At 45.1% G+C, this 19350-nt stretch carries 16 protein-coding genes and 1 pseudogene; 6 read left to right on the top strand and 11 right to left on the bottom strand.

Annotated features, from left to right (window positions below; all coding sequences use genetic code 11):
* Window positions 1-7: 7 nt before the first annotated feature.
* The 6 genes from tilS (at window position 8) to ABNK31_RS07350 (ending at window position 8068) form a co-directional block, all read left to right on the top strand.
* On the top strand, window positions 8-1456 hold the full coding sequence (gene tilS, locus ABNK31_RS07325) for a tRNA lysidine(34) synthetase TilS (protein WP_418895016.1): 1449 nt from the start codon (window positions 8-10) through the stop codon (window positions 1454-1456).
* A 114-nt stretch (window positions 1457-1570) separates the two neighbouring features.
* Window positions 1571-1708 carry a hypothetical protein gene (locus tag ABNK31_RS07330; protein ID WP_418895017.1) on the top strand — a complete coding sequence of 46 codons (138 nt, stop codon included), beginning with the start codon at window positions 1571-1573 and terminating at the stop codon, window positions 1706-1708.
* Between the two features lie 183 nt (window positions 1709-1891).
* Window positions 1892-3163 carry a serine--tRNA ligase gene (serS, locus tag ABNK31_RS07335; RefSeq protein WP_418895018.1) on the top strand — a complete coding sequence of 424 codons (1272 nt, stop codon included), beginning with the start codon at window positions 1892-1894 and terminating at the stop codon, window positions 3161-3163.
* A 242-nt stretch (window positions 3164-3405) separates the two neighbouring features.
* Entirely contained in the window at window positions 3406-6222 is a 2817-nt protein-coding gene (locus ABNK31_RS07340) for an outer membrane beta-barrel protein (protein WP_418895019.1), read from the top strand.
* Between the two features lie 77 nt (window positions 6223-6299).
* Window positions 6300-7361 carry a sensor histidine kinase gene (locus ABNK31_RS07345; RefSeq protein WP_418895020.1) on the top strand — a complete coding sequence of 354 codons (1062 nt, stop codon included), beginning with the start codon at window positions 6300-6302 and terminating at the stop codon, window positions 7359-7361.
* Complete coding sequence (locus tag ABNK31_RS07350; RefSeq protein WP_418895021.1) at window positions 7358-8068, top strand: LytR/AlgR family response regulator transcription factor; 711 nt, start codon at window positions 7358-7360, stop codon at window positions 8066-8068. The genes ABNK31_RS07345 and ABNK31_RS07350 overlap by 4 nt, the downstream gene beginning before the upstream one ends.
* Before the next feature lie 3 nt (window positions 8069-8071).
* Here ABNK31_RS07350 and ABNK31_RS07355 read toward each other — a convergent pair whose 3' ends face one another.
* From ABNK31_RS07355 to ABNK31_RS07405, 11 genes and pseudogenes are all read right to left on the bottom strand, one after another.
* Window positions 8072-8281 carry a hypothetical protein gene (locus ABNK31_RS07355; RefSeq protein ID WP_418895022.1) on the bottom strand — a complete coding sequence of 70 codons (210 nt, stop codon included), beginning with the start codon at window positions 8279-8281 and terminating at the stop codon, window positions 8072-8074.
* A gap of 218 nt (window positions 8282-8499) precedes the next feature.
* Window positions 8500-9322: pseudogene (locus tag ABNK31_RS07360) on the bottom strand (Rpn family recombination-promoting nuclease/putative transposase).
* Window positions 9323-9413: 91 nt separating this feature from the next.
* Window positions 9414-10184, bottom strand: coding sequence for an ABC transporter permease subunit (locus ABNK31_RS07365; protein ID WP_321578915.1), 771 nt, complete (start codon window positions 10182-10184; stop codon window positions 9414-9416).
* Window positions 10177-10893, bottom strand: coding sequence for an ABC transporter ATP-binding protein (locus ABNK31_RS07370; protein ID WP_321579714.1), 717 nt, complete (start codon window positions 10891-10893; stop codon window positions 10177-10179). The genes ABNK31_RS07365 and ABNK31_RS07370 overlap by 8 nt, the downstream gene beginning before the upstream one ends.
* The gene (nosD, locus tag ABNK31_RS07375) at window positions 10890-12143 is read right to left on the bottom strand and encodes a nitrous oxide reductase family maturation protein NosD (RefSeq protein WP_418895023.1); all 1254 of its coding nucleotides are present in this window, start codon (window positions 12141-12143) and stop codon (window positions 10890-10892) included. The genes ABNK31_RS07370 and nosD overlap by 4 nt, the downstream gene beginning before the upstream one ends.
* Window positions 12122-13141, bottom strand: coding sequence for a nitrous oxide reductase accessory protein NosL (locus ABNK31_RS07380; protein ID WP_418895024.1), 1020 nt, complete (start codon window positions 13139-13141; stop codon window positions 12122-12124). Before ABNK31_RS07380 ends, nosD begins: the two co-directional genes overlap by 22 nt.
* A gap of 81 nt (window positions 13142-13222) precedes the next feature.
* Window positions 13223-15208, bottom strand: coding sequence for a Sec-dependent nitrous-oxide reductase (nosZ, locus tag ABNK31_RS07385; RefSeq protein ID WP_418895025.1), 1986 nt, complete (start codon window positions 15206-15208; stop codon window positions 13223-13225).
* Between the two features lie 215 nt (window positions 15209-15423).
* Window positions 15424-15987, bottom strand: coding sequence for a DUF5043 domain-containing protein (locus ABNK31_RS07390; protein ID WP_418895026.1), 564 nt, complete (start codon window positions 15985-15987; stop codon window positions 15424-15426).
* Between the two features lie 9 nt (window positions 15988-15996).
* Window positions 15997-16566, bottom strand: a complete 570-nt coding sequence (locus tag ABNK31_RS07395; protein WP_418895027.1) for a DUF5043 domain-containing protein — start codon at window positions 16564-16566, stop codon at window positions 15997-15999.
* Window position 16567: 1 nt separating this feature from the next.
* Window positions 16568-18133 carry a hypothetical protein gene (locus ABNK31_RS07400; protein ID WP_418895028.1) on the bottom strand — a complete coding sequence of 522 codons (1566 nt, stop codon included), beginning with the start codon at window positions 18131-18133 and terminating at the stop codon, window positions 16568-16570.
* Window positions 18134-18198: 65 nt separating this feature from the next.
* Window positions 18199-18876: a hypothetical protein gene (locus ABNK31_RS07405; RefSeq protein WP_418895029.1), complete on the bottom strand. Its 678-nt coding sequence runs from the start codon at window positions 18874-18876 to the stop codon at window positions 18199-18201.
* Window positions 18877-19350 lie beyond the last annotated feature (474 nt).

The raw sequence follows: 19350 nt of genomic DNA on the forward strand, positions 1-19350 counted from the left end.
CCATAAAATGATTCAATTGTACAAAAATACACTTTTTCTGACGATTCGCTGGTCTTTTAAGGAAAAGATTTGTGAACAATACTCGGTTTGTAAGGGCGAAATATGTATTTTTGCCGATGCAAGAATCATTTTACAGATGCTGAACAGGGTACGGAGATTTATCGGGCAAAATAACTTGTTGACGCCGCATGCTAAAGTCATTGTGGGCTTAAGCGGCGGAATGGATTCGATGGTGTTGCTCGATGTGCTGATAAAGTTGGGGTACGAGTGTATGGCGGCTCACTGTCATTTCCATTTGCGGGGAGCCGAATCCGACCGGGATGCCGGCTTCGTGAAGGAATGGTGTGAGCGTCACGATATCAATTTAAAGACCATCGATTTTGATACTTTCGCATATGCCGGCCGCAAGAAGATTTCGGTAGAGATGGCTGCCCGGGAATTACGTTACGACTGGTTTGAAACGCTTCGCCGGGAATATCAACCGCAAGCCGTCGCCATCGCCCATCATCAGGATGATTCGGTCGAAACGGTATTACTCAATTTAGTACGTGGTACGGGAATCAGAGGATTAACAGGCATCGCCGCGAAGAACGGTTATATTGTCCGTCCGTTGTTGTGCCTGACACGTGCAGAAGTGGAACACTATGTGAAAGAGCACGCTATCCCGTATGTGACAGACAGTACCAACAACGATGATTATTACTTGAGAAATGCCTTGCGGTTAAACATTATTCCGGCGCTGGAGAAACTGAATCCCTCGGTCAAGGACTCTATTTTCAACACGTCGCGCCATCTTGCGGAAGTAAAAAAGGTGTACGATGATTCTATCTGCAAAGCTGTGAAAGACGTTTACCGGAAGGATAAGATCGATATCGAGGTCCTGTTGGAAACGGTGTCGCCTTCGGCCGTATTATATGAGATATTATCGCCTTTAGGATTCACCCCCTCCACGATAGATGATGCGCTGGAGAGTGTGAATGCTATTTCGGGAAAAACTTTCTATTCCGACGGTTACCGGTTGATAAAAGATCGTTCTTATTTCATTTTGGATCGCCTTTCCTCCTCAGAAAATGATGTCCGCGAGTATACTATCGGTGCGGAGACGAGCCAAATTACTTCGCCCGTACATTTAGATATCCGGATAGAAAAGAGAGGTGTAAAGTTAGACAAGTCACCGCTTACGTTATCGGCCGATATGGACAAGCTTTCTTTTCCGTTGCTCCTTCGCAAATGGAACGCCGGCGATTGGTTCGTTCCGTTCGGAATGAAAGGGAAGAAGAAGCTGAGCGATTATTTCAATGACCGTAAATTCAGTTTGAAAGATAAAGAAGACGTATGGATACTTACATCAAAAGACGATATTGTTTGGATCGTGGGAAAGCGCGCTGATAACCGGTTTAGAATAAGTGAGAAAACCGATCGGGTTTTCATTATAGAATATAGACAAGGCGATTGAATTTATATTAATTAATGAATCTTTTTCTTTTTTTGTGCAGCTTTTTTGAAGAATCTTCATCTATTAGATAAAACATTCTATTTTGATTTTTGTTATAAATAATAAAACGAATCGATGAAAACAAATACATTTAAAGACATTTTGACCGTAGCGGCACTGACCGGGATTGCTTATTATATTGCGCGTTATTATCATCAAAAAAAACAACGTGATAAAGAGTCTCGTGAATTTCTTCATTTCCAACTCTTTTAAGACTCATTTATTACCCGATTAAACGTTACCGAGGGTGTTGCTTGAAGCGACGCCCTCGATGAGTTTACAAATACTGACTCTTTTTTAAGCGATGGGGATTGTCTTTGTTCTTTTCTCTCTTTTTGTTACCTTTGCATGTTTATTAATTCCGAAAAAACTATTGATACATTATTATTAATTATTATGCTCTCACTTAAAGTTATAAAGAATGATCCGGAAGAGGTGATCAAAAGATTAGCGAAAAAGCATTTTGATGCGGAAGCCATTATTCACGAGATCGTAGCATTGGATGAATTGCGGAGGACTACCCAAACGAGTCTCGATCAATTATTATCGGAGATAAACACTCACTCGCGCTCCATCGGACAACTCATGAAAGAAGGCCGCAAGGAAGAAGCCGAAAAGGTACGTTCCAACGTAGGTGAGTTGAAGGAAACGTCGAAAACCTATGAGGCCACCTTGAAAGATGCGGAAGAAAAAATGCACCGTTTATTAGTAACCATTCCCAATTTGCCCCACGAGTCGGTTCCCGAAGGAAAAGGTTCCGAAGACAATGCGATTGAAAAGACGGGAGGAACGATTCCTACTTTATCGGCCGAAGCGCTGCCGCATTGGGAATTAGCAAAAAAATACGATATCATCGATTTCGAATTAGGGGTGAAAATTTCCGGCGCGGGTTTCCCTGTTTATAAAGGAAAAGGCGCCCGTTTGCAACGTTCGTTGATTAATTTCTTTTTGGATTGCGCCCGCGACGAGGGATTTACCGAAATACAACCTCCTTATGTGGTGAATGCCGCATCGGGATTCGGAACCGGGCAATTGCCGGATAAAGACAGCCAGATGTATCATGTGGATTTGGACGATTTATATCTGATCCCTACGGCGGAGGTCCCGGTGACGAATATTTACCGCGATGTCATTCTGGAGGAAAAAGACCTGCCGATAAAAAATACGGCTTATTCGGCCTGTTTCCGCCGCGAAGCCGGATCGTACGGTAAGGATGTGCGCGGATTAAACCGATTGCACCAATTCGACAAAGTGGAAATCGTATGCATCGAAAAGCCGGAAAACTCCTACGCCCGGCTGGAAGATATGGTGCGATACGTACAGACGCTGGTTGAAAAACTCGAATTGCCGTGGCGTATTTTGCGTCTTTGCGGGGGCGACTTGAGCTTTACATCGGCCTTGACCTTCGATTTCGAAGTGTTTTCGGCCGCTCAGCAGCGTTGGCTGGAAGTCAGTTCGGTATCCAATTTCGAAAGCTATCAGGCCAACCGGTTGAAGTGCCGTTATCGCGATGAGCACCGCAAGACTCAGTTATGTCACACGCTTAACGGCAGCGCTTTAGCTTTGCCCCGCATCATGGCGGCGCTGCTGGAGAATAATCAAACCCCATCAGGAATAACGATACCGGAAGTATTGGTACCCTATACCGGTTTTTCGGTTATCGATTGATACTTTTTTACCCCCATGGTAAAAAATTCTATTTAGCGGACTACACGGGATGTGCGGTCCGTTTTTTTATTTATCCGTCAAACGAATGGAGCCGTTAGATGGGAACGCCATAAGAGCTACATTCCAGGAAAAACGGTGTTTGTCGATGAAATGACGGCGTTTGTCTATTCCTTTTGTATAGGGACAGAAAGGAGTGTATTTTTGTGAAAATTTGGTTAGAAGGAAATAAACGTCAAAAATATATGGAATTGTCATTGAAGCATCATCCTACAAAAAGAGTGTTTTTTGTTTTGTTGTCTGTATTTCTTTTCTCTTTTTCCGTGTTTGCCCAAAGCAAGGACACGATATCGGGAAAGGTGGTTGAAGAAGATACGCAAGAAGCCATCCCGCTGGCGAATATCCGTATTTTGACGCAATCCGACAGCACGTTCGTGGGCGGAAAGACCTCCGGTTCCGACGGAACATTTTCGATTCCCGTCAATAACGGATCTTACATCGTGCATATCTCTTTTATCGGCTATACGGATGTTTATAAAAATGTAACGGTAACGGCTTCCCATCCGCAAGCCTCGTTGGGCGACGTTGTGATGACCACCGATGCTATATTATTGTCCGAAACCGTGGTAACGGCAAAAGCCCCGGAGATATCGGTCAAGGGAGATACGATTGAATACAATGCCGCTTCCTATAAAGTGACGGAGAGTGCAGTGGTGGAAGATCTGCTGAAAAAGATGCCGGGTGTGGAAGTGGGTACCGACGGAAAAATAACGGTAAACGGCCGAGAAATTAAGAAGATATTGGTCGATGGAGAAGAATTTTTCAGCGACGATCCGAAGGTGGCATCGAAAAATCTTCCCGCCAAGATGGTCGATAAACTGCAAATACTCGATCGCAAAACGGAGATAGCGCGCATGACGGGTTTCGATGACGGGGACGAAGAGACAGTGATTAATCTTACCGTGCAACCGGGCATGAAAGAAGGCCTTTTCGGTAACGCTTTTGCCGGTTATGGGAGTCAAGATCGTTATGAGGCCAATGCGATGGTGAATTATATGAAAGACAAGAATCAGTACACCTTTTTGGGGGGAATCAACAATACGAACAATGCCGGCTTCTCTGATCTGGCGTCGTCGATGTTCAGCGGAATCGGCGGACGTGGACGACGTGGAGGAGGTTTCGGATCGCAAGACGGTATAACCACTTCGGCCAATGCCGGAGGTAACTTCAGCACCCAACTGAAGCCGAATTTCAAGTTAGGAGGAAATGCGCGTTACGGATATACCGATAATGACGTGACTTCGTCGGTATTGACTCAAAATTTGCTGAGCAGCGGCAATACGTTGGAAAGCGAGAACAATCTGGCCAACAACAGGAGCCAAAATATCAATGTAGACCTTCGGATGGAGTGGGAGCCGGATTCGCTCACCACGATTATCTTCCGGCCGGAAGTGGCTCTTTACAATAATCGGCGCATGGAGTCGGGCGATTTCTTAACAACCACCGAACTATCGAATGATACCATTAACAATGGTAACTCGCAGTATGTGTCGGAGGGCGACGGCAAGGAAGTTCGCCTGCGCCTCGATGCCAGCCGCGAATTGGGTAAGAAAGGGCGTGTGTTGAGCGCCCAGTTACGAGGCGATTTCAGCGATTCGCAGAACTCCGGAACCAATGTCTCGAATACTTATTACACCGGGGACCTCGAAGATGATCTTATCGATCAACGTTTCACTTATGCCAATAACAGCCGGAACCTGAGAGGATATTTGTCGTATGTGGAGCCGATCGGTAAAAACAAGTACCTCCAGTTGGCTTACAGTTACCGGCAAAACCTGTCGGAGTCGGATAAAGATACGCGTTCGAAAGACGGTGCCGGAAATTATGAAGTGCTCGACTCAGCTTACAGCAAGCGGCTGGAAAATACGTTTGAGAATCAGGAGATCGAGTTGAATTTCCGGGGAGTAGGCGAAAAATACGATTATATGTTTGGTTTTTCGGTTCAACCCGCGCGTTCGCACAGTAAAACATTTATCGGCGCCGAAGAAATCGATAACGTGCAACAAACAGTGGTAAACTATTCGCCTATGGCACAGTTTAACTATCGGTGGAGCCGTACGCACAACCTGCGAATCCGCTATTTCGGGGATACCGATCAACCGTCGGTCACACAACTCTCGCCGGTTGTCGACGTGTCGGATCCGCTGAATGTGACCTACGGTAATCCCGAACTGAAACCGTCGTTCGAGCACCGGTTAAACCTTCGCTATCATCATTCGAATCCCGAAAAGGCCCGTTCGATCATGACGTTTGTCAATGCCGGATATCGTACCAACGACATCGTGTCGTCAACCTCTACCGATATTTCTACCGGACGAAAAGAAACGACTTACCGTAATGTGGCGGGTAACTGGAATGCCGACGGACGGCTCATCATGAACGTGCCGCTGAAGAACATCAAGTTTTCGGTGTTCTCTATGTCGTATGCGGGCTATAATCACACCAACGGTTTCTCGAACAACGAGGACAATCTGAACCGGCGGTTGAATTTGTCGGAATCACTCGGATTAACGTACCGTTCGGATGCCTTTGATTTCGGCGTTCGCGGAAATATTAATTACAACTCCGTGAAAAATAGTCTCGAGGGACAACAGAATCAAGAATACTTCAACTATGGAGGCTCGGGCAATACCACCATTTACCTACCTTGGGATTTATCGGTTGAAAGCGATGTAACCTATTCCACGAACTCCGGATATTCCGACGGATACGAACAGAACGAATGGTTGTGGAACGCTTCGATACAGAAACAATTGTTTAAACAAAAGAACGGAACACTTCGTTTGAAGATATATGATATCTTGCAGCAGCGTAGCAATATCAGTCGCAGTGTATCGTCGAATTATATTCGCGATACGACGACGAATACGCTTACGAGTTATTTTATGGTGCATTTCGTGTACCGCTTCAATATCTTTAAAGGAGGCGCTACGCAAGATGATATGATGCGTGACCGGCGTTTCGGCCCTCCCGGAGGGGAGCCTGGCGGAGGCCGATTTTAAAAGACAATGAGACTGGAGACCGGAGACTGGAGACCGGAGACTGGAGACCGGAGACTGGAGACTAAAAGGAACAAATAATGGAACCTAAAAAAAGAAAAGGATATAACAATCCCTTTATACATGTGTTGCTGTGGGGAATTATTTTCATACTCCCGTATTTCTTCTCTGATTTCGATAGTGTTTTTCAGTGGAAGCGCTTTATGCGTTCCGTGCCGGAGATGCTTTCCTTTTTATTAGTATTCTATCTGAATTATTTTGTGTTGATTAAACAAGTTTTGTTCAAAGGAAAGACCAAAGAGTTTATCTTTTACAACATCCTGTTGATAACCGGTATAGCATTGTTGATGCATTACGGATATGAGATTTACCGCTTTCTGAATCCCGAATTTCGTCCGCGTTTTCGCCGTCGGGGACCTTCGCCCTGGTTTTTTGTCATCCGGAATGCCACGTCGTTATTGCTGATGACCGGATTGAGCGTTGCCATCCGCATGAGCGAACGGTGGTTTAAGGTGGAAAACGAACGCAAAGAGTTGGAAAGGGCCAAATCCGAAGCGGAATTGCAGAATCTCAAGAACCAAATCAGCCCGCATTTCCTTCTGAATACCTTGAATAATATCTATGCGCTCATCGAGTTCGACCCGCCGAAGGCTCAAACGGCCGTGATGGAATTGAGCAAGCTCTTGCGTCATCTGCTTTATGACAACAGCCAGAGTTATGTGCCGCTGGCGCAAGAGATGAGCTTTATCCATAATTACATCGAACTGATGCGTATCCGGTTGGCCGATAATGTGACGGTAACCACCCACATGAATGTCAACAAAACCTCGCGCACGATGATTGCTCCATTAATTTTTATATCTTTGATTGAAAATGCGTTCAAGCATGGCGTGAGCAGCCATAAGCCGTCGTTTATCGATATTACGTTACGCGAACTTCCGGAGGGAAAGGTGGAGTTTATCTGCAAAAACAGTTATTTTCCCAAAACCGAGTCCGACAAAAGCGGAAGCGGTATCGGGCTGGAGTTGGTGAAGAAGCGTTTGCAACTCGTCTATCCCGGAAATTATACCTGGAAGCATCGTATCGACGGCGATGTGTACACGACAACGCTGATTATTGATACAAAAAAAAGAAGCGAATGATACTGAATTGTTGGATCGTGGATGATGAGCCGCTGGCCCTGTCGTTGTTGGAGTCGTATGTGGAGAAAACACCCTTCCTGAAATTAACGGGCAAGTACAGCAATGCCGTATCGGCGATGAACCGTATCGAGGAGGAGCAGGTGGATGTGCTTTTTTTGGATATCCAGATGCCGGAAGTCAATGGCATGGAGTTTGCCCGTTCGGTTTCGGCAAACACGCGGTTGATCTTTACCACCGCCTTTAGTGAATATGCTTTGCAGGGCTATAAGGTGAGTGCGCTGGATTACTTGTTGAAGCCTTTTTCGTATGCCGACTTTCTGACGGCTGCCAAGAAAGCGCTCCATTGGTTCGAGATGACTTCGGCGGGGCGGAATACATCGGGAGATGAAAACGAATCGGGCATTTTTGTGAAATCGGAGTATAAGCTGATTCATATCTTATACGACGACATTCTTTATATCGAAGGGTTGAAAGATTACGTGAAGATTTATACCGAAAGCGCCGGACGGCCTATTCTTTCGTTAATGAGCCTGAAGACCATGGAAGAAAAACTACCGAAGAATCGTTTTGTGCGGGTACACCGGTCTTACATTATCCGGAAAGACAAAATAGAAAGCATTTCCAAGAACCGTATCATTATCGGAAATCGGCAAATACCCATAGGGGATACGTATCGCGAAAATTTTATCGGTAAATTGGATAAATAGCCGTCAGTAGCGCAGCGCTTCGTTGAGTTCGTCGTCGGTGAGTTTGCCATTCTTGTTTTTCTTGAATGCCGCACCTATTTTTTCGACTTTTGTATTGAGATGCTTATATATTTCGAGTATCTCTTTATCAGTCATATCCTGCGACGAATGGAATGAGGCGACCCTACGATGAACATCATTCTCTTTTATAGCGGAAGCAAAAACTTTTTTCATATAACCACTCTTTCTAAGATTTCGGAAAGCAAAATAACTCATTTTTTTTGAAAGAAAACCGCGAAAGTTGTTAAGATAATGTTACGTTTTTGTTACATTCCTGCTATCCCGCCCGAGGCGCGCTTTTCGCTGTTCTCAAAATTCTTGATTCCCGATAATCGTCGGGTTAGGAAAGCCAAATTATCGAAGCAAGTACCCGTAAACGATCAATTAATGGGTTAGAGCTTTTCGATTTCTTCGGCAGAAAGTCCGGTGATTTTAGTAATAACAGGAAGCGACAGCCCTTCAGCTTTCATGTTGCGAGCCGTCTCTGTTTTTCCTTCGATTATTCCTTTAGCCCGTCCTTCAGCTTCTCCTTCAACTCGTCCTTCAACTCGTCCTTCAGCTCGTCCTTCGGCTATTCCTTTAGCTCTGCCTTCTTGTTGTGCATAGGCAATCGTAGCCAAGTGGTCGCGATAGACCTTGATGCTCTCGTCGTACTTTTCCCGCTCCTCTTTGCTCAGGGAAGCGATGTCCGCAATCTTCTCCAACTTTTCAAAAGCTGCCTTGCGGGTTTTAAAAGGAATTCTTTTCAGTGTTTCCATATTCTTTAATATATAAATCCATCGTTCGAAATCTGTTTCGCATTCCTGTTCTTCTTTTGTGAAACAAGGAAGTTCTATGAAAATAAAACGTAGTTTATCCGTGAATTGTTCATGCGTATCACGGTCGGAAAGCACGATGTCCGACCGTAACTTTCCCGGGGTATCCTGCAAACGGAAATTCATGAAAAAGACTCCGTAAACCGGTTTTAGTTCGAACATCCAGTCTCCTCCGCGTTCCCCCTGACGGGTAACGGCCTGCGAGAGGTAATACGTAAATCGCTCCACGATCGCCCTCAAATTCCGGTAAAAGCTCCTTGTCGAGAAAGCGGATGTCTTTGATTGTTTTCTCTCCAACCAATAAATCGTTTAGAAATTCGATGATCAACTCTTTACTGACTTCTTGTCCGAATATCTTTTTAAACCCTACATCCGTAAAGGGATTAATGAACCGTGACATACACTTTATTTTAATTGTTATTGCAAAAGTAGAAAATAATTATGAATGATGATATCTTTTAGTGAGCAATCCTGTTTGTTGAATAATCGACTTAAACGATATCTTTTTTGCGGAATCTTTTTAGGGAGAGGAGGTAAGGGATGACGATCCAAGCCAATAATACGATGAAAGAGAGAACGGCGCTCCAGGTTGTCCCGAACATATCGATAAATACGGCTCCCGAATACCCTAACATAGCTGCAATATCTAACCGGAGCATGATTTGCAATCGCGCCAGATCGACCGGATTCAACATTAACAGCAACATGGTCAGTCCCTCTATCGGATAATCGCTGAATTGGAACAAAAGAAATAGTAGAATCGCATCGTAAAGCAGGGTGAAAAACAACCATAGCAGAATGGAAATCCCTATGCCGACGGATTTGTCATCGGTATATACAGCGATAAGAAAAGCGAGGGATACGGAGACGAGGGTGATGCCTATTCCCATGCCGAGAAGTAAAAATCCGGTCATGTTGAAAGAATACACGATAACCGGGATGCCTGCGCCTGCTACAAAAGCAAGACAGAGGCTGCCGGAGACTCCCGTGTAGATGCTACCCCAAAGACGTCCTCTTTTGATGGGCTGGCTCAACAGGAGCGTGATGAATTCCTTGCTGTTGTAAATATATATGGTGGAATATAGCAACGCCATGAGCGGTACGCTGAAAAGTACGATATACATGACCGTCAACACGGCTTTGGACTGGCTTTCTTCGAGCAGGAAAGATATCCATGATACCAAGGCGAGTACGATAAAATAAATGAGCGTTATTTTACTTTTCAGGATATCGAGGAATATAATCTTCGCTATATTATTCATGTTGCGTTTGTCTAAGGATTTTCATAACCGCATCTGTGATAGCCGGTTCCCCCGTATCCTCCAAAAGGGTTCGGACCGGTTTGTAAAACAACACTTCGCCTTCTTCCATAAACACGATATGCGAGGCAAGATTATCGAGTTCGCTCAGGACGTGCGACGTGATAAAAATCAGCTTCCCGTTATCTTTCTCTTTCGATATCTTTTCTTTCAGGATAGCCGAGGCCAAAGGATCGAGTCCGGCGAAAGGTTCATCGAGAATAATCAGTTGCGGGCGGAACATAAAAGCAAGCGCAGCGCTTACTTTTTGAACGGTTCCCCCGGACAAGGTTCCCATTTTCTTCGTAGCAATCCGGTCCAGGTGAAACGATTGATAGAGCTCGTCGTCCGCCTCGTTTTGATCTCCTCTCACCGTCCTGATCAGGCGGAAAGTATCTTCGACGGACAGATGGCCGGGGAAATTGGCCGCCTGCGGCATGAAGCCGATGAGCCTTCGTATTTCCGAATCCCGGCGGACATTCCGGCCGAAAATGATCACCTCGCCCGTTTGCGGCGTTACCAGATTCAGCATGCATTTGATAAGAGTCGTTTTGCCACAAGCATTAGGGCCTATCAGGGCAATACATTTCTTTGCGCCGTCAAACTCCAGATTGATATTTTTCAAGACATGCAGTTTCCGATACTGTTTATGCAGATTCCGAATCGTAATCATAGGGCATGTTGTTTAATTGCCGGTTTGTCGTCCACGAAGTTTTGGGGTGTGACGGTAGGAATGATTCTTTCGGTTTGCTCTAACAGGTCGACCAGAAAACTCCGGAAGAACAGCATGGCGGCGGGCGTATATTCCGAAATGATCGCGAATAAACTTAACGGATGATAGGGGACATCGCCGATGCCGTCGCGATTAAGATCGTACCCTTTGTATTTGTCCCAGTAATTCCCGCTGAAATAGTTTTTTACGGAATTCCCGTTGGTGGTGACATCGAAAGTGTTTGCCACGAAATTGTTCCGGCTGAAAGTATTTTCGACACTGCTTGCCATCAGGCGCAAGGCCCAGCCGTTCTCGCGGAAAACATTTTCTTGCAGTGTGAGCGACAAGCCGCCTTCCATGAAGATACCCACCGTATTTCGGGCAAATTCGTTGCCGGAAACAGTACCATGGGAAATGTCCTTGAGCAAAAGTCCGTAAGAAGCTCCCCCCGTGTTGTTTCGGAACGTATTGTGCCGCATATTGATGTGGTTGGAAAACATGACGGCGACGCCCGCCCCGTTTTCGTGGAATATGTTATGGAGATAATCGTCATAGTTGGAGAACATAAAGTGCAGGCCGTACCTCAAACATCGCGCGACATCATTATCCCGGATGACGGAATTGGAAACGAATTCGAGATAGATGCCGTCCCGGTGCCTGCGGATATGATTTCCTTTGATGGTAAGATTCCGGCTTTTCCAGCAATGGATGGCATTTCCGATGAGCGGGTTTTCCGCAATCGACGTACTTATCCTATTATCCTCCAGCCGGCAACCCTGCGCCTCCTGAACGAGTATTCCGATGGAATTATCGGCAAACTCATTGCCTTTGATCGTCACTCCGGAGACACCCCTGTTTATTTTTAATCCGCAATACTCTTTTAGGGAAGACTTTCCCGAATGAATGACGGTAAACCCTTCGAAGATCACCTCATTTGCAAAAATGGAAACCACATCGCCTTTGTTGCCGCCGTCAATCACGGGAGAGCCGATTCCTATTAAGACGACCGGAATGGTAATAACCGGCATTTCGCGGTATAAGCCTTCATGAACGATGATACTATCGCCCGCCTTTGCCATAGCCAAGGCTTCGGAAATACTGTTCGTTTGCCGTCCGCTCCCCACATGGATACTTCCCGCACGCACCATGGAGGAAACGCCGTGGCAAAAAAGAATGAGAAAGCAGGGAATCAAAAACCGATATCTTCCCATGAAATGATTTCCGCATGGAGTTGTGTCGCTGCCTCTTCCGCCTCCTTTCGCGTTTCGAAAGCGGCGATATTCCCGTTCATCGGACTTTTGACGTCCCCGCCTTTGATATAAAAGGCTTTCGTCGCATCTAAGAAACGATCTTCTTTCGAATAATCGGAAACATAGCTCTTCTTCACCTTGGCATCTTTGTTTTCCTCCAAATAATTGACAAGGCAAAAGAAATCGTCGAATTTTAAACAGCGGCCTTTATCGGTGATAATTTGCGCATCGAATTTGGAATCGACAATCGTCATTCTGCAACGTTCACATTCATCTTCGTTCAGTCGGACAGTTTGCGGACGGTCGTTGACGCAGGAAAAGAGAATCGGAGCCAACAACGGGAGGAACAAGATATTTGCAACCGCCCCCTTTTTCTTGAAAATGCGATGGGCCCGGTACTCCTTTATGACGACAAAGGCCAATATTAATGCGGCTACAATGAGCAGGACGCCCCCGATATCGGGAATGGAATAGGCGCCGAAGTTAAGGAGCTGTTTATAGCCTAAAACAGGAGGCGAATAGGCCATGCCTGGGACTTTTATGGCAGCCGTGGGATCTAAGTTGTGCCCGTAGTTGTAGTTCCATCGATAAAAGTCGACTAAGGAAATAAGGCCGAAAACGACAAACGAAATGAAACTGATCAACGACATTTTGCGGCTTCGGAGAATGGCGGTAACGAGAATCAATACGGCAAAGGCAGCCAGGATATAGGGCAAAACGGTGAATTCGACAAAGTTTTCGGCATGCAAGGTCTGCATTCCGATATAATGGTTGAGGCCGTTTACCGCATCGACATCTCCGCCTATTTTATCGGGATATAATTGCAATACCAATCCTTCGGGATATTGGGGAGCCGATAGTTCGATTCTCCATAAGGGGAGAAAAACGGAAGCGGCCAGCAAAACGGCGCATACGATTAATAGAATTGTTGACAGAGCGGATATCTTATTTTTATTCATGTTCTAAGCTTGTTTATGCACTTTGAGGGTGCATCAAAAGCTCATAGAATTTACTTTTGACCACCCTCAAGGCTTGTATTTTTATTTGCCGACAGGTTTATCGTCCAGCGTATACGAGAGCGGGACATTCCTTCCTTTGGCGGAAACACGTACATAACCCTGCATTTCCTGATGCAGCGCACTGCAAAAGTCGGTGCAGTAGAAAGGGAATATGCCAGTCTTTGCGGGAACCCATTTCAATGTTTGCGTTTCCCCGGGCATCACCAGCAACTCCGCGTTCGTATTTCCCTTTACAGCCAACCCGTGGGGGATATCCCACTCCTGTTCGATATTGGTCAGATGGAAATAAACGGTATCTCCCAATGTGATACCTTCGATGTTGTCGGGAGCCATGTGCGAGCGTATCGCCGTCATATAAATATGTACCACGTTGCCTTCTTTCACCACTTTCGCTTCTTTCTCGGATTTGGCGGCATACGGATGCTGGTTTTCGGCCAGGTCGTAGAACTGTTTCTGCTTATCCTTAATCAAATCTGCGGGAAGGGCGACGGCATTGTGCGGTTCACCGACCGTAGGAAAGTCCAAAATGAGTTTCATCTTGTCTCCACTGATATCGTACAACTGAGCGCTTTGAGTCAGTTCGGGGCCGGTAGGCAAAAAACGGTCTTTGGTTATTTTGTTGTAGGCAACCAGGTATTTCCCGTAAGGTTTTACGGTGTTTCCCCCCATCACCGAAAGATGTCCGATAGAATAATAGGTGGGTACCCGGTCTAAGACTTTCAGTTCTTTGATGTTCCATTTTACCACCTCGGAAGAAACAAAGAAACTCGTATAGGCATTTCCGCTATCGTCAAACTCCGTGTGCAAAGCTCCCAATCCGGAATCCTTCACTTCCCCGTACAGGGCGGATTCGTATTTAATGACATTGACTCCTTCTATCTGTCCGTCAAAAGCTTTGTCTTCGATGGCTTTTTGAATCTTATCGAAACTAAATACCGGAATAACGGCGGCTAACTTACCGCTGCCGACAATGTATTCGCCGGAAGGATCGATATCGACGCCGTGAGGTGATTTGGGACAAGGAATGAAATAACAAGCGTCGTTGATTTCTTTGGTATCCAAAACCAAAGCCTCCTTCATCGTTTCGGATGTCGCCGCATGCCGGTTTTCATTCCATACATTGTGCACATACGAGCAGGGTTGTTTTTGTCCTTTACCTGCTTTCACATATTCTTCGATTTTTTTCCAGTTTACGGCTAAAATAAAATCCTTGTCATTTTGAGATGCATTGACTTCCAATAGAGAGTGAGCCTGTTCGGTGTTATAACAAGAAAAGAAAGACCATCCGTGCGATTTGCCTTTTCCGGCGCGGCTCAGGTCGAAATTGAATCCCGGCACGAGAAGCTGGAATGATAAAGTCATGTGGCCTGTAGCGGGATCCACTTGGATGAAACTGATATGTCCCTTGAAATTTTCCTTGTAGCTGTTGATCGGCACATCGCCGTCGGCATAATCGGGAGGAACGCTAAAGCGCGTGCCTGCGACCACATATTCCGTGTTTTCCGTGACAAAAGGAGAGGAGTGATTGCCGGCGCTATTGGGCAATTCAATTATCTCAGCCGTTTTGAAGGTTGTCAAGTCGATCCGGGCTATGCGTGGAGTATTGTTTCCGTTGATAAATAGCCATCGGCCGTCATAGTTTCCGCCGGTTTGGGATAAATCGGCATGGTGCGAATCGTCCCATGGGACAAATCCGTTGGAAGTGTTGAGCATCGGTTTTGTCTCTTCGCTGAAGCCCCATCCGTTTTCTCCGTTGACGGAAAATACGGGAATCACTTTCAATAATCTGCCGGAAGGAAGGCCGTATACGGCAAGCTGTCCGCTGAAACCTCCCGACACAAAATCGTAAAACTCATCGTATTGTCCGGGTGCAACATAGGCTTTCTCTGCCGCGTCCTCGCTAAAAGCGCTCGTGGCGGATTTGGGCCTGCACGATGGTAGTCCGGTTGCGATTAGAAGCATGACCGAGACTATCAGTAAACATGTTCTTTTTTTTTGAGTTTCCATTTGTTTAAAATTTAGTTTCTTGGCTAAAAGCTATCGGCTTTTAGATGGAAGTTGTTCATAATCTGTAATTTGAAATTATAATTATTCTTTTTCATTTTGTTTGATCTTTTCATTCTTTTATTTGGAGGGAGTGTTCCCACGTTGGAACAAATGTATTAAGAGCACCACAGGTGAAACAAAAGGATATATACCAGCAACTTATTCATACCTTCAATCTATTTATCTGCCGGCAACCGGCTTACTTCTTGCCGCCAACTATTCATTATGAATTTCATTCTTTTCCCGTCGGCAGTGGGGGTAAACCACACCTTTTCCTTCAACTCCAGTTCTATCTTGCGGTAAGTGGAGACAGGGATGGTGGCGAAAGGAGCTGTATAGATGAAATTAAAATACACTTCGATCACCTTCCCCGTGGAAGAATCGATGAGCTGAGTTACAACAAGTTCTTTTCCCGTCACCCGTTTCCGTTCTTCGGCGGAAAAAGCCTTGTCCACAATGGAAACACCGGTTTGATAGGTCCAGTCATCGTTCTCGAGCGGGTCCATCCCATGGAATACCATGGCACCGTTGGCGTCCGACCCGTCTTTAAATACCAACCGTTCATAGGTGTATTTATTTTCCTTATTATAAAGGGTTACTCTTGCTGTTCTCATATCTGTATCACATTGGTATGTATACCCATTTTCGTAAAACGTTTTCGTTTCATTGTAGTAATAAGTTTGCGCCTGTAGCGTACCCCACAGGTGAAACAAAAGGATATATACCAGCAACTTATTCATACCTTCAATCTATTTATCTGCCGGCAACCGGCTTACTTCTTGCCGCCAACTATTCATTATGAATTTCATTCTTTTCCCGTCAGCGGTAGGGGTAAACCATACCTTTTCCTTCAACTCCAGTTCTATCTTTCGGTAGGTGGAGACAGGGATGGTGGCGAAAGGATCTGTATAGAAGAAATTAAAAGACACTTCAATCACTTTCCCCGTGGAAGAATCGATAATCATGCCTACGTCAATTTTTTTCCCGCCTACCCGTTTCCGTTCTTCGGCGGAAAAAGCCTTGTCCACAATGGAAACACCGGTTTGATAGGTCCAGTCATCGTTCTCGAGCGGTCTCATCCCATGGAATACCATGGCACCGTTGGCGTCCGACCCGTCTTTAAAGACCAACGGCGTATTGGTATATTTGTTCTCTATATTGCCGAGGGTGACCAATGCCGAGGGGGGGGTATCGCACCGGTAGGTATACCCATTTTCGTAAAACGTTTTCGTTTCGTTGTAATAATAAGTTTGCGCCATAAACGCGTGACTGACAAATAACAACAAGGCTGTTAAAAATAGTGTTCTTTTCGTTTTCATATCAATTACAGTTAGAAGATAAATTTTTTAAATTCGTAAAATTGGCTTCGGCGGTTCTGTCGTCATTATACGGATAATTTTTATAGGGATATTCTCCCGCTTCGTCTTTAATTTCGCGAAACGCTTTTTTAACGGTTACAAGATGGCTCTCCAGTTGATATGTATCCTTAAGCAACGTTCCTTTATTATCAATATAACCATCAAGGTATCGTATTGATTTTCCTAAATCAGTATGATTATACAATTCATACCATTTGCTACCCTGTTTATATTCGGGTAAGCTGCTTACATACAGGTATTGTGCATACCATGCTTCCATTTCCTGGTTCAGTAAGGACTGCTTGAAAGACTGTTGCGTTTCCTGATACGCCTGGTAGGCGTGCCACATCTCATGGAAAAGCTGATTACTCTCCATATTCATGCTCAGGGATATTTTACCGGTTGTATAATCGAACGATGACCCGTCGCCGGAAATAAATTCGATGGCAATGGTTTTTCCATTGAGGTCTGTTTTCAGGCCGTTGTACAATCCTTCACCCAGACAGTTTTTGATGATTTTATCGAGCATTTCTTCTATTTTTTCCCAGTTTTTTTTAACCAATTCGGAATTCCTGAAAATTGACTTCGCTTTGTCGGCTTCTTTTTCATTGCTGCTCTGATTAGGAATATATCCTCCCCCTCCGCCATGTTCTATTGCCTGGCCATAGCCTGTTGCATATGAACCGCCACCACCACCCGTTCCCAAATAATAGGAGTAATAGGAAGAGCGATTTTCCAAAGTCTCGGCTCTGCAAACCACTTCGGGAAGCATTCCCCCCTCAACTGTAGTAGCTGTCCGTAGAGATGGTGAGGAAGAAGGCTCCTTTAAATGTACTTCATAGCTCACTTCCAACTGTTTTATTGGAACCCGTGCGACATTTTCGTCATCGGAAACGGTGTCGGTTACGGATTGGGTTATTTGTCCGTCTTCATATAACCAACCGTTGGCAAAGCGTCCGTCGAGGTGGTGGAAAATGATCATCCCGTCGAAATCAGGTTCGCGTTGTAGATAGGTGATGAATCGTATTCTGTCGGCATGGTTGTCGATGTATTCTTTCGACGGGATGACGGTCATGATAAAACCGATGGTTCCGTCTCCGGCTTTGGAGGTGAGGATAACCAGCCGGGAGTGGGGGCGGATGTATTCAGGATCGCCTGTTTCCCGGTATGCCTTGTAGTTTTCTTCGGGGGCAAGGCTTACACGGATGGAATCGGTGAGGTCTACATCGATAGCCGTAACATATTCGTTTTCAGTGATAGCGAAATATTTCCAACTGGGCTGGGTGAAGAATAGGGTGCTGTTTTCCGCCGAACGGGTAGCGATTTCCGAGGGTTGGAGAAAGACGGTTTGGTGGTTATTGTTTTCCCCGAACCAAACCTTCGAGGCTTCCACGGGTGTTGCCGCTTCCGTTGTTTCTTGCTCCGTTCCGGCGGATATATCGATATCTTCCAAGTCGTCGCGGCATCCGGACAGATACAGCAGGAGTAGAGAACCGGTTAAATAAAATAGAAGCGTTCTTTTTTTCATTTTGAAGCGTTCTTTACATTATTATATAGGTGTCTCTATTATCTCAGGGGTATTTTATTTCCTTGTCATTCGCTTTTTTTGTTTTCTTTTTCCTGTTTTTTGCGGATACCCCGGTCTACAATTTTGCGGGCGTTGCGGTATTGGCTGTAGAATTCGGTACCGACGAAGAGCAGCATCATTTTGTCAAGACGGTAGAAGATTTGATGCAACTCGTCGATATAGAATGCCACGCTTTCGATTTTTGTGGAGCGTTCGGTAATCAGTTGGCGGGGATCATTTACTAAATCGGTATAAACCTGTATCTTGGTTTCGGCGCCGGTGAAATCTTCAGCAACCACTCCGAACTCAACCAACGGTTCCGCGAGGGGTTTTACCTTCTCGATGATGCTGTTGAATAGTTGCGGCAGATTACCGTCCTGTACTTTTTTGAACGTTGTTTCCGTCACGTTCAAATGGTCGTGTAAGGCGTTGTTGTTATTATCGAGGGCATACACGCAAGCCGGTCCGGCGATTTTGATGATCGCGGCAATGGCCTGCGCTTTTGCCTTTTCCTTGTCTTTCGTGGTGCCGGTGGTAATGATTTTCGCTTCTTTGTCGGCGCTATCCAGATTTGCCAGTGCCGTATTCAGGTTTTCGTCTAATGTAACGAAACGGGGGATGGCGCTCCATAACGTTTGGTTTTCCTTTACTGTATTGCCGGCTGTATGCGCCATGTCGGAATAATTTTGTTGTTTTGTTGTCATAACGCAATTGATTTTCTATTGTCTTATTTTTTATTCTATAAATGTAAAGGCAAAGGTAGAGAATTCGCAGAGAATAAGGTTAAGTTCGGATGTAAATAATATTAAATAGATGTAACGATGATTAATTTGCTTGCTTTGCTTTATTATTATACAGTATTATGTGCCTGTTTTGGGCATTTTGTCGCTTATAAATGATATGATTTTCGTTTTCAAGTATTGAATAGTAGGTGTTCGGCCGGATTGAATAGTCGTTTCGGACAGATGCTTTTTGTCTTTTCCTGTCGATGAAGATGTTTGACGGACTCTTTTTTTTGATTTGTTTTCTAAATTTGATAATGGGATGGAAAACGGGAAAATCTTAAAGTCACTGCGATTTATTTAAGGTTAAATTGTATTTTTGATGAAGTCAATCCGATTTATTTTGTGGACAGTCTCTTTTATCTTTCATCCAATGGTATTTCTTCTTTGGTCGAT

It is taken from the genome of Limibacterium fermenti (genome assembly GCF_041902845.1).
GTDB lineage: Bacteria > Bacteroidota > Bacteroidia > Bacteroidales > Dysgonomonadaceae > Limibacterium > Limibacterium fermenti.